At 37.5% G+C, this 15980-nt stretch carries 12 protein-coding genes; 8 read left to right on the top strand and 4 right to left on the bottom strand.

Translation table 11 applies throughout. From position 1 onward, the window contains the following. Positions 1 to 42: 42 nt before the first annotated feature. From P9B04_RS01485 to petC, 3 genes are all read right to left on the bottom strand, one after another. Positions 43 to 459 (bottom strand): hypothetical protein, encoded by a 417-nt coding sequence (locus tag P9B04_RS01485; protein ID WP_342053227.1) that lies wholly within the window; start codon positions 457 to 459, stop codon positions 43 to 45. A 483-nt stretch (positions 460 to 942) separates the two neighbouring features. Next, positions 943 to 1929: a cytochrome f gene (gene petA / locus P9B04_RS01480; RefSeq protein WP_342053226.1), complete on the bottom strand. Its 987-nt coding sequence runs from the start codon at positions 1927 to 1929 to the stop codon at positions 943 to 945. A gap of 134 nt (positions 1930 to 2063) precedes the next feature. Continuing rightward, positions 2064 to 2606, bottom strand: a complete 543-nt coding sequence (gene petC / locus P9B04_RS01475; RefSeq protein WP_342053225.1) for a cytochrome b6-f complex iron-sulfur subunit — start codon at positions 2604 to 2606, stop codon at positions 2064 to 2066. A 326-nt stretch (positions 2607 to 2932) separates the two neighbouring features. Between petC and P9B04_RS01470 the strand changes: the two genes are divergently transcribed. Then, positions 2933 to 3946 carry a type I glyceraldehyde-3-phosphate dehydrogenase gene (locus tag P9B04_RS01470; protein ID WP_342053224.1) on the top strand — a complete coding sequence of 338 codons (1014 nt, stop codon included), beginning with the start codon at positions 2933 to 2935 and terminating at the stop codon, positions 3944 to 3946. 99 nt (positions 3947 to 4045) lie between these two features. Here P9B04_RS01470 and P9B04_RS01465 read toward each other — a convergent pair whose 3' ends face one another. Beyond that, positions 4046 to 4798 carry a class I SAM-dependent methyltransferase gene (locus P9B04_RS01465; RefSeq protein ID WP_342053223.1) on the bottom strand — a complete coding sequence of 251 codons (753 nt, stop codon included), beginning with the start codon at positions 4796 to 4798 and terminating at the stop codon, positions 4046 to 4048. 244 nt (positions 4799 to 5042) lie between these two features. On the opposite strand from P9B04_RS01465, the gene P9B04_RS01460 reads away from it, so the two are divergent. The 7 genes from P9B04_RS01460 to mfd all read left to right on the top strand — a co-directional run bounded on the left by P9B04_RS01460 (position 5043) and on the right by mfd (position 15780). Further along, positions 5043 to 5600, top strand: a complete 558-nt coding sequence (locus P9B04_RS01460; RefSeq protein ID WP_342053222.1) for a DUF2808 domain-containing protein — start codon at positions 5043 to 5045, stop codon at positions 5598 to 5600. Positions 5601 to 5695: 95 nt separating this feature from the next. Then, entirely contained in the window at positions 5696 to 6439 is a 744-nt protein-coding gene (locus P9B04_RS01455; RefSeq protein ID WP_342053221.1) for a DUF1449 domain-containing protein, read from the top strand. A gap of 14 nt (positions 6440 to 6453) precedes the next feature. Continuing rightward, positions 6454 to 8484, top strand: a complete 2031-nt coding sequence (locus P9B04_RS01450; protein ID WP_342053220.1) for a flotillin family protein — start codon at positions 6454 to 6456, stop codon at positions 8482 to 8484. A gap of 158 nt (positions 8485 to 8642) precedes the next feature. After that, positions 8643 to 9950, top strand: coding sequence for an FAD-binding oxidoreductase (locus P9B04_RS01445; protein ID WP_342053219.1), 1308 nt, complete (start codon positions 8643 to 8645; stop codon positions 9948 to 9950). Between the two features lie 27 nt (positions 9951 to 9977). Continuing rightward, on the top strand, positions 9978 to 11345 hold the full coding sequence (locus P9B04_RS01440; RefSeq protein ID WP_342053218.1) for a (Fe-S)-binding protein: 1368 nt from the start codon (positions 9978 to 9980) through the stop codon (positions 11343 to 11345). 30 nt (positions 11346 to 11375) lie between these two features. Further along, positions 11376 to 12092: a SanA/YdcF family protein gene (locus P9B04_RS01435; protein ID WP_342053217.1), complete on the top strand. Its 717-nt coding sequence runs from the start codon at positions 11376 to 11378 to the stop codon at positions 12090 to 12092. Between the two features lie 214 nt (positions 12093 to 12306). Continuing rightward, positions 12307 to 15780: a transcription-repair coupling factor gene (gene mfd / locus P9B04_RS01430; RefSeq protein WP_342053216.1), complete on the top strand. Its 3474-nt coding sequence runs from the start codon at positions 12307 to 12309 to the stop codon at positions 15778 to 15780. Positions 15781 to 15980 lie beyond the last annotated feature (200 nt).

Here is a 15980-nt window from a genome sequence, read left to right as displayed (position 1 = left end):
TATTCTCAAACACTTTGGCTCAAACTATACAATTAATTTTGCTTAGGTACTTAATTCAAGAGACACAAAAACATCTTTTAATTGAGGACGAAAAATGTTGTTAAGTCCTTCAGTTTTATATTGAACACATTCGTTACCTTGGCATTTAATATATTTATCATCTGTTGCTGCTAATTGCCATTTTATCGCTTCAGATAAACTATCCTGAATTCGTTTAAAAGTATCCGCACCTTTTTTCCCTTCTTCGCTATAAATTTCGGTTAATCTATCTAAAAAAGCTTGAGAATAAGCAGCCCAAATTGTTGTTCCTATTGTTGGGAAAATAGTTATAATAGCTTGTATCCATTGAGCATCTTTAATAAACGATCCCAACGCAAAAGCAGATCCCCCAAATGGTGCATATCTGATAACAAATTTAACTGCTTCTTGAATTGGTTTTGGTGATTGTTGGTTCGTCATAAAATATCTTTATTTTTTTAAAATTTTGACCCCTAAACTCCTTAAACTCATATCTTGCACCTTGGATAAAACTGGCTAGTTTGTAGGCGTTCAGCTATCAGCTATCAGCCATCAGTTAAAGCATATCAATCTCTATTTTATGCTGTGAGTGAGATTAAACCAATGCTTAACGCTTTCAGCTAAGAGATGAAAGCCGAACGCTGTGCGATAGCGCCGAAACGGAGTGAGGAACTGCTTACTAATTTAAGTTTTTATATACTGGTACAAGATGTCAGTTAAATATATATTTTCTCGGACTCATTAGGTACACCTAACTCCTGCCCCCTGCCTTAACTTCTTGTACCACACTAAGTCGAAAACTGCTGTAATAGTAGCTCTAGATGTTAAATCAAAAGCCTAAAAAACAATTAAAACGCAAAAAAACAGACAGGCATAAACCTGTCTGTTGAGAATACAAAAGTTTAGCTAATTGTTAAAACTCGACTAAAAGTTTAACTCGGCAGCTTGTACTCTTTCGACTTGTTTCTTCTTAATAACTAAGAGAATTTGGACTAACATAATACCAGCCAAGAAGACCACTAACCCTTTAATTCTAGTGGGGTTTTGTAGGACAACTTCTGTATCTTTCTGTCCAAAACCACCAACATTAGGATTATTGGTTAAAGCTTGTCCTGTTTCTACTTCCGTACCTTCAGAAACGATTAGTTGAAGACCAGCAGGAACTGACTCATCTACATCACCTTCTGCTGTAGCGATGGTGACGATGTAGCTACCGTCTTCTTGATCGCTAATCTTACTAATGGTTCCAGCTTGGGACGCTTTAAAAACGTTATTATTGCTAGATTGTCCCGTGGGATAAATTTGACCACGACCACGGTTTGCCCCTAAATGAACCTGATACTTACCAAAGTTAACATTGCGATCCTCTGCTGGGTTGGGGGATAGCACAGGGAAAACGATTTCTTGGTATTGTTCTCCCGGTAAGGGACCAACGAGAACCACATTAGGTTGATCTTCGCGGTAGGGTTGGAAGTAGAGACTTCCTACTTCTTCCTTCATTTCTTCGGGAATGCGATCGGAAGGAGCAATTTTGAACCCGTCCGGTAACATTAGCACAGCACCTACATTGAGGCCACCCTTAGAACCGTCTCCGAGAATTTGTTGGGATTCGAGATCGTAGGGAATTTTTACCACAGCTTTGAACACTGTGTCGGGTAAAACGGATTGAGGAATTTCTACTTCAGCAGCTTTTTCTGCTAAGTGACAGTTAGCACAAACGATGCGCCCTGTTGCTTCTCTAGGGGTTTCTGGGGCAGTTTCTTGGGCCCAGAAAGGATAGGCGGAGGCAGTTTGGGTAGAAGTGAAACCATTACCAATGGATAAAGCGATGGTTGCTAGAGCAACTAAGAAAAATCGCAACAACACTTGCTTACTTTGGCACCAAATTGCCGAAAAATCGGATACTCTCATTGCTCAGTCAAAATTATGTAATTTTTAAACAGTAAGGGGATTTATTAATCAGTTGTGAGTTCTGGGTTATCAGTTGTTCAGTTAAGTTTTGACTGTTCACTGCTTCACTGTTAACGGCTCACTGTTCACTGAAATTAAGCCCACCAGGGATTTTCATCTGTGCGGAAGTCGGTTTCTTTCCATTCGCTGAATACCACCTTATCTCCCTCATTCACGTTGACGTGAGCTAGGGCTAAGGACAGAGGAGCGGGTCCACGAACCACTTTACCCTCAGCGTTGTATTGAGAACCATGACAGGGACAGATAAACTTATCTTCACTGGCGTTCCAGGGAACTACGCAGCCTAAGTGAGTGCATACAGCGTTGATGCCGTAGTCGGCGATCGCAGAATCTCCTTCGACCACTAAATAAGTAGGATCGCCCTTTAGGCCTTGAGCCAAGACGCGGTCTCCTACGTTGTGATCAGCGATAAAGTTACTAGCGACGATGTCATTGCCTAAGGCATCTTTGGCGGTAACACCACCACCAGCGCCACCACTAGAAGGGGGGATGAAATATTTCACCACTGGATACAATGCACCAGCTGCCACGCCGGTGATGGTTCCAAAGGTGAGTAAGTTCATAAATTGGCGACGCCCCATATCGGGGACATCGGATGAACCAGATACTTGTGTCATAACGATTGATGGATAGATCTAGGTTGGTTAACAGACTGAGGATTTAATCTCAGCAATGATTACAGGTTGTACGTTTGTTAAAAGGATATGATAGCACCCCTGTTTTCGACAAGGATACTAGCAAAATTTTTATCTCTTTTGAGTAGCCAAAGCCTGGCAATCTCTTTATTTGAAGGTCTATTTTAAATTATCGCAGAAAAGTGGGCAATAATCTGACCTGTAGAAAAATTTCATACTGGGATCGAAAAACGTCAGCCTTTGGGGTATGATTGGGGTCATTAATAATGTTTTAATTTATTGAAGTAAAACACAGAGGGTAAGACGCAGTGATTAGAGTAGCAATCAACGGGTTCGGACGTATTGGACGTAACTTTTTGCGGTGCTGGTTAGGTCGGGAAAACAGTGGACTGGAGGTAGTTGGTCTTAACGACACTTCTGATCCCAGAACCAATGCCCACCTGCTAAGATACGATTCCATGCTCGGTATATTAGACGCTGACATCGAGGCAGATGAAAACTCCCTCACCGTCAACGGCAAAACCATCAAGTGTGTTTCTGATCGCAACCCTCTAAACTTACCTTGGACAGAATGGAATGTAGATTTAATTATCGAATCCACTGGGGTTTTTGTTACGGAAGAGGGTGCTTCTAAACACTTAGTAGCTGGTGCCAAAAAGGTCTTAATTACAGCCCCAGGAAAAGGCGGTAATGTAGGTACCTACGTTGTTGGAGTCAACCACCAAGACTACGAACACGACAAACACAATGTAATTAGTAACGCTAGTTGCACCACTAACTGTTTAGCACCTGTGGTAAAGGTCTTAAACGATAATTTTGGTATCATCAAAGGTACCATGACTACCACCCACAGTTACACTGGGGATCAACGCATTTTAGATGCTTCTCACCGTGATCTCCGCCGGGCGCGGGCTGCTGCGGTTAATATTGTTCCCACCTCCACAGGAGCGGCTAAGGCAGTTGCATTAGTGATTCCTGAGATGAAAGGAAAGTTAAACGGTATTGCCATGCGGGTTCCTACTCCTAACGTTTCTGTGGTTGACTTGGTGGCACAAGTGGAAAAAAGCACCATTGCTGAACAAGTTAATGATATCTTCAAGACTGCTTCTGAAGGCTCCATGAAAGGTGTTCTCGGCTACAATGATTTACCTTTAGTCTCTTGTGACTATCGAGGAACCGATGTATCTTCCATCGTTGATGCCAGCCTCACAATGGTTATGGGTGGAGATATGGTTAAAATTGTTGCTTGGTACGACAACGAATGGGGTTACTCTCAACGGGTTGTTGACTTAGCTGAAGTTGTAGCTGATAACTGGAAATAAATCCTTAGCTTAAGCTTATTGAATTCTATTATTTACTTTAGTTTAGCCCCTGAATTGAATTTAGGGGCTATTTTCATGTGATGATCTACACTCTAATATTTACCCTTTTGTAAAGAACATTAGGTGCTGTTGGGGCAAGATTTCTTCGGTTTTTTCCCACACTAAACCAACTTGACTCATCTCTTTTTTAACTTGTTTTGTCGTCATTTTGTGTAAAGTTTTAATAGGAATTAGGGGGTTTTCACGACGATATTCTGCTAGAAAAACTCTGCCATTTGGCTTCAACGCAAAGGCAACATCGTCCATCATTTCTTTGGGATATTCAAACTCGTGATAAGCATCCACCATTAAAACTACATCAACGGAATTTTTGGGTAAATTGATATTTTTTGTATCTCCTAGAATAGTTTTTACATTATTAACTTTATTTTCTTCTTTAAGAAAGTCAATAATATCTAGCATTTCGGGTTGAATATCCACAGCTAAAACCTTTCCATCTGGAACCAAAGAAGCGAGACGAAAAGAAAAATATCCGCTTCCTGCACCGATGTCAGCTACAGTGTCTGTAGATTTTAAGTCTAAAGAATCAATCACTTTTGAAGGGTTCTCTTCTTGTTCTCGATTAGGTCTTTCTAACCATAAAAATTCTTGATGTCCCATCACTTTGGCGATTTCTCTACCTAGGTAAAACTTCCCAATTCCGTCGCGACTATGTAGGGCATGATATTGATAATAATCGTCGCTACTTTTCTCAGAAATAATAGAAGCATCATAGGTAAAGCTCTGACTACCAAAAAGAAAAATAGCACCCAATAACATAAAACTAAGGACAAGAATTCTTAAAGGCTTCATATTTTTTTTAGTGTTGCTCAAACAATAATTTGTTACTGTTATATTATAGGGCAACGCTTACAATGATTCCTAAACTGATTAGATTCATAGTTTTTCTGGAATGAGGATTTAAAGAAAGAAAAAGTTTACCAATAAATCTCTAAGTTACTGTGAATATTTGTGGGAATATGGTAAATTTTTGCGATCAATCATTGAAAAAATTCAATTAAACAGAATAACCTTTCCTTAATTAGAGATAAGAAACATGAATAGACAATTTTGGAGTATCACCATCGGTTTAGTGGGAGGTTTAACCAGTTTATCTCCTGTCATATTAGCTCAGGAAAATAAGGCATCTATTAGTTATTTTACTCGTTCTCCTCGTCTTGTTAATGTAATAACAACCTATTCAGGTGCAAGAATTCGACGACCAAGATATTACTATACTATTAACTTACCGAAAGGCAGTGGACAACCTTTAAAAACAATCAGCATCAATCAGCGTCAAGGATTTGAAGAAATTGATTATTATGCTCAAGAAACCATCGCTTTTCAAGGAACACCAAACCATCGAGAAAACCCCTTAACCATCGCAGAAAGCACCTGGGACAAAAACACAGAAACCATGACAATTATCTTTAATCCTCCCGTGTCTCCAGGAACAACATTTACCGTAGGTGTGATGGCAAAACGCAACCCAAGTCATGGAGGAAACTATCTTTTCGGAGTCACTGCGTTTCCTGCAGGAAATAACCCCAGAGAATTGTATTTGGGTAGTGGACGCTTATACTTTGAGGGTAACGATGATGGAGATTTTGATTAAAAATTCGTCAACTACAGAAAAGTTATACAAAAAATTAAGAATCTAAATCCCATAAATTTTTATGGTAAAATGTATGTAAATAGTGTATCTTACCCATGTTATTAGACACTGCTAACTTAATTTATTGGGTTTTAATTTGCGTTGGTATCGCCTTTTTTCTTCTTGTTATCGTTTCTGGTGGAGGAGACGAAGGGGGCGATATTGATAGCGATATAGATATCAATATTGAAAGTAACAGTTTTGGGTTAGACGCAGATGTAGAAGCAGATATAGATGGAGATTTTGATGGGAACGGAGACGATGGTAATCCTTTTCAAATATTAGCCTGGTTTGGATTAGGAAAAGCCCCTTTGATGATTTTGTTAGGTATTGATTTTAGTGCCTGGGGTGTAGCTGGTTGGACTTTAAATACCATATTAGGAAGTTTAACTGGGACCATTCCCTATCGTTTTTTTGGATTGGGGGGGTTAGTATTTCTTGTCTCTTTATTCATCGGTTTATGGGTAGGAAAATTGCTATCTTATCCCATCGGACAAATCTTTTCCTCCTTTGGAGAAGATGTTAAAAGCGAGCGTTTAATCGGATGTGTAGGGACAGTAACATCCAAAACTATTCCCTATTCAATCGAAGGAAAAATAGGACAAGCAGACGTTTACGATACTGCAGGTAATTTAGTCACCATAAGTATTAGTTTACCCCATTGGGCTGACGTTATTCCTCACAACGGACAAGAGATTTTAATTATTGATCGTCAAGAATATAGTTACGTCGGTATTAGTAAAGATAGTTCTGACGAAGACAAGTGGATTAATCAAACAAACCTAGCCAAAGAATCCTAAAAAGAGGTAGGAAAATGAATACTAAATTTGAATTACTCTTGATCCAATCTTTGCCCAAGATAACCCTTGATTCCAATTTATTCCGTTTAGATGATCTCGGTTTATTAAAGCAAGAAGAGAATCAATTAGTAATGTCTCTTGATAAACCTAATTCTGCCTATGTTGGGCAGTTAGGAAACACCCTAAATAGTTTCCCATTTGTAGGTATTTTAGGAAGTATTGGAGTATTATTATTCCTCTTATTATTAAGTGTTTGGTTGTACACTAGATTCTATGTTATTGCCCCTAACAATGAAGCATTAGTAAGAACAGGTGGTGTCTTTAAAAAGAGCAAAACCGTAATTTTAAATGGAGGTTGTATTGTTATTCCTGGGTTTCATGAAATTACCCGTGTCCCTTTAAGAGAAATTTCAATCGATGTAGTAAGAGCGGCTAATTTAGCTGTCAGAACCCAAGACTACTTAAGAGCAAATATGCGGGTAACATTTTATATTTGTATTGCTCAAGAAGAAAAGGATATTTTAGCCGCAGCAGCTAGATTATCTAAGCAAGGAAAAATATCAGAAAATGACATCAAAGATGCCATCGAAAAAAGGGCAGATGATGCTATTAGGGCAGCTGCCAAGAAAAAGAAAATAGCCGAAATAGACTCAGATAAATTAGGGTTTGCAGAAGCAGTATTGAACCTAATTCAACAGGATCTTAAAAAAGTAGGTTTAACCCTCAATAATATCGCTATTTCTGAAATTGAAGAAAGCGATACTTACGACGAAAATAACTTTTTCGATGCTCAAGGAGTCAGACTAAGAACAGAAACTATACAGAAATCCATTCAACAGAAAAGAGAGGTTGAATTAGAAACTCAAGTAGCCATTGAACAACGAGAATTAGAAGCCGAAAAACAAACACTAGAAATTATTAAACAAAAAGAAGACGCTAATTTAACCCAACAAAAAGATGTAGAGTTTCTAAGGGCGCAACAACAAAGAGAAATTCAAGAAACCAAAGATCAAGAAGCTGCTAAAATCGAAAAAAATAAAATCTTACAAGAACAAGAAGTTGAAGAAGAAAAAATCCAGAAAGAGTTAATTATTCAACAAAAACGTATTGCAGTTGATATCGAACTAGAAGAACAAAATAAACAATTAAAAGTGACTCAAACCCTGCAACAACAAGAAACAGAAGTCGCAGAAATCAACCGACAAAAAATGATTCAAGCTTCTCAACTTCAAGCACAAGCTGAAGTTGCAACCGCTGAAGAACAATCAAAAATTGCTCAACAACAGGCGGCTATTGCTATTGCCAATAAAGAAAGGGAACGGTTTGATTCCGAAGCTGAAAAAGCCCAAGCTCAAGCTGCCGTTATTACTGCTCAAGAGGTAGAAAAAGCCCAAAGGGAACAAAGGTTAGTGGTGATTGCAGCGGAGCAAGAAGCCCAGAAAACTAGAATTTCTGAGCAAAACGTCGTAGAAATTGACGTATTTCGCCGTCGTCGTCAAGCAGAAATCGCTCGTCAAGCTGCCGAGTTAGAAGCGGAGTCCATTCGCACCTTAGCTGATGCGAATAAGTACAAAATGTTGGCTGAAGCCGAAAGTAAAAGATCCCTGATTGAAGCGGAAAATGCCCTGAGTAATGCGAATCGCACGGCTGACCTCATAAAAGACCTTTGGCCACAATTAGCCCCTCAATTGCCCCATATCCTGCAATCCTTAGCCCCTCAACCTGGGGTGTTAGGAGATGCAAAAATTTATGCCTTTCCAGGATTAAACAGCAATGGTGGCAATGGAACCAGTGATATTAGTAAATTGATGCTATCCACCAGTGGCTTAACCTTAATTAATTCCTTATTGGAAGAAGGGAAGTTAGGTACATTAATCAGTCAAATAAAAACTGCCTTAAATAGCGAAGAAATATCAGAAATAAATGAAGAAGAAAAGCATAATGAATATCAAGATTCCTCTAACACTACTCTTGAAGAACTAGACATTTCTACAGAAGAAGAAGATAATATATCCTCACTTGGTGATGAATTTGAAGAGTCTTAGGAAAGTACCATTTATCCTAAAGTCAGTAGATCTAATAATACAAATTATATTTTTATCAATAGTTGATCAGCGATCGCAAAATACCTGATAATTTAATTCCTTCAGAAAACCATCGCCAATAATGATAAAATAAATATAAAATATAAAACCACATGGTTATGACCTTTGCCATCACCCCACAATTAGAGTCTATACTAGATCCTCAAGATATTATTACAAAGGAAAAGATAAATCTTGTCTGGCAAGATCGCATTAAAAAATCAATAGATGATAGTTGTTTTCCTGACTATTTACTTACCCCTCCCGACATTAAAAGTTTAAGCAATACTGTTAGAGTAGCTGCCAAAAATCAATCTCCAATACTCCCTTGTGGTAGTGGAAGTAAATTAAGTTGGGGTGGCATAGTTTCTGATGTTAACCTCGTTATCAGTACCCGAAAGCTGAATCAAGTCATTGATTATGCAGTGAGTGACTTAACCATTACAGTAGAAGCAGGGACGAAATTAAGGGACTTACAAGCTATTTTAAAGCCCCATAACCAATTTTTGCCCATCGATCCTGTTTATCCCGAAAACGCTACCATAGGAGGTATTGTAGCGACAGCAGATACAGGATCTTGGCGACAACGTTACGGAGGAATAAGGGATCTGGTATTGGGACTCTCTTTTGTGCGTTGGGATGGTGAAATCGCAAAAGCAGGGGGGAAAGTTGTTAAAAATGTAGCTGGATACGACCTAATGAAGTTATTTACCGGTTCTTATGGAACTTTAGGCGTTATTTCTACTGTTACCTTCCGTTTGTACCCCATCCCTGAATCCTCCAGAACTCTGTTAATGATTGGCAATGCAGAAAATATCAGCACAATGGCACAAACACTGTTACAATCTGGATTACAACCCGCTGCCGCCGAAATAATATCTCCGTCTGTGGTAAAAAGTTTAGAATTGGGGGAAGAAATGGGCTTAATGGTACGTTTTCAAAGCATACCAGAAAGCATCGAAAAACAGAGTCAACAACTGCAAAAAATTGCTGAACAATTAAGTATAAGAATAACATTTTATCAAGATGAAATCGAGAAAAATCTATGGCAACAATTACAAAAAATCATCAGAGTTCCTAACACAAATTTGGCTTTAACAGGCAAAATAGGAACTATACCAAGTCAAGGGATTAACTGGTTAACAAAGTTCACCGAGTTAACCCAAGATCAGGGGTGGGCTATGCTCAACTTAAGCACTGGTATCGGACAGTTTAAACTAGACTTAGAACCTAACTTGGGTATTTTAAAACAACTACGGCTGCTATCTCAAGAAAGCAGAGGTTTTTTAACAATTTTAGAAGCCAGTCAAGCCATCAAAAAACAATTTGAACCTTGGGGATATTCAGGTAATGCCTTACCTTTAATGAAGAAAATAAAAAAACAGTTTGACCCTCAAAATTTGTTTAGTCCTTCCCGTTTTATTTAGTTTATTTTTTGAAGAACACTTATTATTATGCAAATTTCTGACAATTTAAATAACAGTTTTAATTTTCAAGAAGCTTTAGAAGAAGAAATCAAAGGATTTGATCCTAAAAATCCTCCAAAACAAGAGTTAATTAATAGTTGCGTTCATTGCGGATTTTGTTTATCTACTTGCCCCAGTTACCGCGTTATCGGTAAAGAAATGGACTCTCCTCGGGGGAGAATTTATTTGATGGATGCTATTAATAAAGGGAAAGCATCCTTAGATAAGGCAACTACTCAACATTTTGACAGTTGTTTAGGCTGTTTAGCTTGTGTTTCTACCTGTCCATCGGGGGTACAATACGACAGTTTAATTTCGGCCACTAGACCCCAAGTTGAACGAAATCAACCAAGAAGTATTGCTGATAAAATAATTAGAAGCATCATTTTTAACCTTTTCCCTTACCCCCAAAGATTACAAATTTTTCTTCCCTTACTTTGGGTATATCAAAAATTAGGAATTCAAAAAATTGTACGGAAAACAGGGTTATTAAAATTAATCTTTCCCCGTTTAGCGGCAATGGATTCTATCCTACCAGAAATAACCCTTAAATCATTCAACAAAACCTATGCTGATGTTATTCCGGCACAAGGGAAAAAACGTTATCGTGTAGGGGTAGTATTAGGGTGTGTTCAACGGTTATTTTTCTCCCCAGTTAATGAAGCAACCGTCAGAGTTTTAACAGCTAATGGTTGCGAAGTTGTTATTCCCAAAACCCAAGGTTGTTGCGCAGCTTTACCAGCACACCAGGGACAAGAAAAACAAGCACAAGCATTAGCAAAACAGATGATCGACAGTTTTGCTGATACCGATGTTGATTATGTTATTATTAATGCTGCTGGATGTGGTCATACCCTAAAAGAATATGGTCACATTTTAGCCGATGATACAGAGTACAAAGAAAAGGGAGAACAGTTTTCTAATCAAGTTAAAGACATTCAAGAATTTTTAGCAGAAATTGGCTTAGTAACACCACTATCTCCTTTAACTGATGATAATTTACCCTTGGTTTATCAGGATGCTTGTCATCTGTTACACGGTCAAAAAATCAGCTTGCAACCTCGTCAACTTTTGAAACAAATTCCAGGAATAACATTAAAAGAACCCGTGGACGCAGCTTTATGTTGTGGTAGCGCAGGAATATATAATATGCTGCAACCAGGAGTTGCAGATGAATTAGGGAAACAGAAAGTCAATAATTTAATGAATACAGGTGCAAGATTAATTGCTTCTCCTAACCCTGGATGTTCGTTACAAATTAAAAAACATTTAAACCAACAAGGAAAAGATATACAACTAATGCACCCTATCGAGTTATTAGATCATTCTATCAGAGGTGATAAAATTAAACTGTAGAATTACTTGACTTCGAGGTAGGTCAAAATCATGTCATATCTCAATAAAAAAACTAGGAACAAAATATCTAAAAAACAGTCTTCTCGTTATCGTAACTTTGTGATTACTGCTATTATTTTATTGATTACCTTTCTAGTGTTTATTTTTTCAGTAGATTGGTATATTGACAATAAATTTGACCAGTTCATATATACAGATATCGATCGAATTCCTAGAAAAAAAATAGCCTTAGTCTTAGGAACATCTAAATACATTAACCAACAGGAAACCAACCGTTATAATGCCTATTATACATATAGAATCAAAGCTGCTGCAGAACTATATCAAGCAAAGAAAGTAGATGGTATTTTAGTATCAGGAGATAACTCAACCGAATTTTATGACGAACCAAGTCAAATGACAGAAGATTTAATTAGATTGGGTGTTCCTTCTCAATATATCAATCAGGATTATGCAGGTTTTAGAACCTTAGATTCTATTGTACGAGCTAAAGAAATTTTTGGCTTAGAAGACTATACCATTGTTTCTCAAAAATTCCATTGTCAGCGAGCATTATACATCGCACAATCAAAAGGACAAAATCCTGTTGCTTTTTCTGCATCTGATATACAATCTGTAGCTGGAATTAAAACAAGATTAAGAGAATTTTTTGCTAGGTTTAAAGCATTTTTAGATTGTAAAATATTAAGAACCAATCCCAAGTTTTTAGGAGAACCAGAGACTCTTCACTACCGAGGACATAGTTAGGTGACTGTAGAACTTGCTCTTGTAATTTTAAGTGCATAAAACTGGGTATTTAATTATTGAAAAATCAAATAACAGCATAATTTTGAAATAACTAAGCAAAAAAATAGATTATCTTTAGATTAATGATAAAAAACGTCATGTTAATATGTCGTAAAAATTTAATAATTATGCTGGATATGCTAAACTTAAACGATAAACGAATTTATCGTTGATTATGGTTTTTTCTTCTCTGATTCGTACACTACAAAAATCTCCCTTAACCAAAGAACTTCTAGCTAAACTGAAGGGAAATAATGAATTAGGATTAAAAGGAATTAATCGACTACCAAAAGGGTTGATTTCTTCTACTTTAGCGCAAGCTCAAGAACATAATCTATTAGTTGTATGTGCTACCTTAGAAGAAGCAGGAAGATGGACAGCACAACTAGAAGTAATGGGATGGGAAACCGTAAATTTTTACCCAACAACAGAAGCCTCTCCTTACGAACCCTTAAACCCTGAATCAGAAATGATCTGGGGACAAATGCAAGTTTTATCTAACCTTAATGTATCGGAAAATAATCAAGATAACTATGCTATCGTTACCACAGAAAAAGCTTTACAACCTCATTTACCTCACCCTGACATCTTTCATAATTACTGCTTAAACTTACAAGCAGGAATGACAGAAAAATCGAAAAACTTTGACGAAAAACTGGTTAAATTAGGATATGAAAGAGTCAACTTAGTCGAAGTAGAAGGACAATGGAGTCGTCGGGGTGATATTGTTGACATTTTTCCTGTTTCTTCAGAAGTTCCCGTCAGATTAGAATGGTTTGGAGATGAATTAGAAAAAATTAGAGAATTTGATCCAGCAACTCAGCGATCGCTAGAAAAAATTGAGCAAATATTATTAACTCCCATTAGCTTTAATACTATTATTATTGACACTATTCAAGAGAATAAGCATAGCTTAGATATTTTCTTATCATCAGAAGAAAAAGAAGGGTTAGATCATTATAATTATCCTCCAGGAATGCAGAGATTTTTAGGAGTAGCTTTTGAAAAACCTAGCTCCATTTTAGACTATTTATCTCCTAATACTCTGTGTGTTTTTGATGAAATAGAACAATGTCAATCCCATAGCGATCGCTGGTTAGAATATATAGAAGAAAACTGGAAAGATCAAGAAAACCCTTTACCAAAAGTACACAGGAGTTTCCATGACTCTTTCCAACTAACACAGGAATTTGCAAAAATATATTTATCAGAACTATCAGAAGTAAATAATAAAAATGCCTTAGATTTATCAAGTCGTCCCTTACCAACAACTCCCCATCAGTTTGCAAAATTAGCAGAAATACTAAGGGGAAAACGGGAAATTTATAGCGGTATTACCCTAGAAAAATATGTCACTTGGTTAATTTCAGCGCAACCTTCTCGCACTGTCTCATTATTACAAGAACACGACTGTTCAGCACAATTTATTCCTAACCCTCGGGATTATCCAGCTATTAATAAATCCCATATTCAAGGAACAGCGATCGCCCTAAAATATTCAGGTTTAGCAGAATTAGAAGGCTTTATTTTACCCACATTCCGCATTGTTGTTGTTACTGATAAAGAATTCTTTGGACAGCACGTTTTAGCCACCGCAGGATACATTAGAAAGCGTCGTCGCGCAGCTTCTAAAAAAGTAGACTTGCAACAACTGCATCCAGGGGATTATGTGGTTCATAAAAGTCACGGGATTGGGAAATTTTTAAAACTAGAAAGTTTAGCAACCCGAGAATATTTAGTAGTACAATATGAAGACGGACTTTTAAGAGTTCCTGCAGATTCTTTTGATAGTTTATCTCGTTACCGTCATACAGGTTCAACCCCTCCCCGACTCCACAAAATGACGGGAAAAATGTGGCAAAAGTCGAAACAAAGAGTTCGTAAAAATATTAAAAAGTTAGCTGTTGATCTCATTAACTTGTATGCAAAGCGGGCAAAAAACACAGGATTCACTTATCCTCTTGATACCCCTTGGCAACAGGAATTAGAAGATTCTTTTCCCTACCAACCTACCCCCGATCAACTAAAAGCTATACAAGAAGTTAAAATAGACTTAGAAAGCGATCGCCCTATGGACAGATTAGTGTGTGGCGATGTCGGTTTCGGCAAAACGGAAGTAGCAGTTAGAGCTATTTTTAAAGCCGTTACCAGTGGTCATAAGCAGGTGGCATTTTTAGCTCCCACAACAATTTTAACCCAACAACATTATCATACCCTAAAAGAAAGATTCTCCCCTTATCCTATCAACATTGGACTGTTAAATAGATTTCGTACCAACTCAGAAAAAAAAGAAATTATTCAAAGGTTAGCAACAGGAGAATTAGACATAGTTGTAGGGACACAACAACTATTAGGAAAAAGCGTTAAATTCAAAGATTTAGGTTTATTAGTTGTAGACGAAGAACAGAGATTTGGAGTTAACCAGAAAGAGAAAATAAAAGAAATAAAGACCCATGTAGACGTTCTTACTTTAACCGCAACACCTATTCCTAGAACCTTATATATGTCCTTATCAGGAATAAGGGAAATGAGCTTGATTACTACTCCTCCACCCTCTCGCCGTCCTATTAAGACCCATTTATCTCGCTATAATAACGACTCCGTAAGGACAGCTATTCGTAATGAATTAGATCGGGGAGGACAAGTTTTTTATGTAGTTCCTAGAATCGAAGGAATCGAAGAACTTGCTGCCGAATTAAAAAAAATGGTTCCTAGTGCTAGAATTGCAATTGGTCATGGTCAAATGGATGTTAATGACTTAGAAATGACCATGTTAAGCTTTAATAATGGGGAGGCAGATATTTTGGTTTGTACCACCATTGTTGAGTCAGGATTAGACATTCCTAGAGTTAACACAATTATTATAGAAGATGCTCAAAAATTTGGCTTAGCGCAACTTTATCAACTTAGGGGAAGAGTAGGAAGAGCAGGTATTCAAGCGCACGCCTGGTTATTATATCCTAGTAAATCGCAACTAACAGAAACAGCACAAAAAAGATTAAGAGCTTTACAAGAATTTAGTCAGCTAGGATCGGGGTATCAATTAGCAACCCGTGATATGGAAATTCGTGGAGTTGGTAACCTATTGGGTGCTGAACAATCGGGACAAATGGAATCTATTGGCTTTGAACTATACATGGAAATGTTACAAGAAGCTATCCGAGAAATTCAAGGTCAAGAAATTCCCAAAGTAGAAGATACTCAAGTTGATTTACAACTCACTGCTTTTATTCCCACAAATTACATCACCGATATGGAACAGAAGATGTCCGCTTATAGAGCGATCGCTGTTGCCAATTCTAAAAAAGAATTAAGCCAAATCGCTGCGGAATGGAGCGATCGCTACGGAAAATTACCTGCTCCCGTAGAACAACTATTAGAAGTCATTCAACTAAAACAGTTAGCTAAATCTTTGGGTTTTTCTCGCATTAAACCAGAAGGAAAACAAAACATTGTTTTAGAAACTCCTATGGAAGAACCAGCATGGAATCTGTTACAAGAAAAATTACCAGGACATTTACGATCGCGCTTTGTTTATACTCCTAAAAAAGTTACTGTTAGAGGTTTAGGAGTAATGAAACCTCACAAACAATTAGAAAGCTTAATAGAGTGGTTGGGAAGGATGCAAGACGCTATTACAACAAATTGAACAGGGTGTCGGGGGTAGTGTGTAGAGTTGACTGAATGGAAATTCTCACCCCAACCAATCGTTGACACTGCTAGTGACGGTAGGATTTAAAACCCGATTGTTCCCAAGAGCATAGGAAATATATTTTAAGGTGCGATACATTGTCTTTAACTCACATCTTGCACCTGACAAGACAAAGTTCCAAACCATGTTCATAAAAC

It is taken from the genome of Crocosphaera sp. Alani8, assembly GCF_038442745.1.
Classification (GTDB): domain Bacteria; phylum Cyanobacteriota; class Cyanobacteriia; order Cyanobacteriales; family Microcystaceae; genus Crocosphaera.
This window is presented reverse-complemented; position numbering and strand designations above follow the sequence as displayed.

Excerpts from the sequence above, each read along its gene's own strand:
- P9B04_RS01460 (WP_342053222.1), top strand. The coding sequence starts at position 5,043 with ATGAATAGACAATTTTGGAGTATCACCATCGGTTTAGTGGGAGGTTTA.
- P9B04_RS01455 (WP_342053221.1), top strand. The coding sequence starts at position 5,696 with ATGTTATTAGACACTGCTAACTTAATTTATTGGGTTTTAATTTGCGTT.
- P9B04_RS01440 (WP_342053218.1), top strand. The coding sequence starts at position 9,978 with ATGCAAATTTCTGACAATTTAAATAACAGTTTTAATTTTCAAGAAGCT.
- petA (WP_342053226.1), bottom strand. The coding sequence starts at position 1,929 with ATGAGAGTATCCGATTTTTCGGCAATTTGGTGCCAAAGTAAGCAAGTG.
- petC (WP_342053225.1), bottom strand. The coding sequence starts at position 2,606 with ATGACACAAGTATCTGGTTCATCCGATGTCCCCGATATGGGGCGTCGC.
- P9B04_RS01465 (WP_342053223.1), bottom strand. The coding sequence starts at position 4,798 with ATGAAGCCTTTAAGAATTCTTGTCCTTAGTTTTATGTTATTGGGTGCT.
- P9B04_RS01485 (WP_342053227.1), bottom strand. The coding sequence starts at position 459 with ATGACGAACCAACAATCACCAAAACCAATTCAAGAAGCAGTTAAATTT.
- P9B04_RS01450 (WP_342053220.1), top strand. The coding sequence starts at position 6,454 with ATGAATACTAAATTTGAATTACTCTTGATCCAATCTTTGCCCAAGATA.
- mfd (WP_342053216.1), top strand. The coding sequence starts at position 12,307 with ATGGTTTTTTCTTCTCTGATTCGTACACTACAAAAATCTCCCTTAACC.
- P9B04_RS01445 (WP_342053219.1), top strand. The coding sequence starts at position 8,643 with ATGACCTTTGCCATCACCCCACAATTAGAGTCTATACTAGATCCTCAA.
- P9B04_RS01435 (WP_342053217.1), top strand. The coding sequence starts at position 11,376 with ATGTCATATCTCAATAAAAAAACTAGGAACAAAATATCTAAAAAACAG.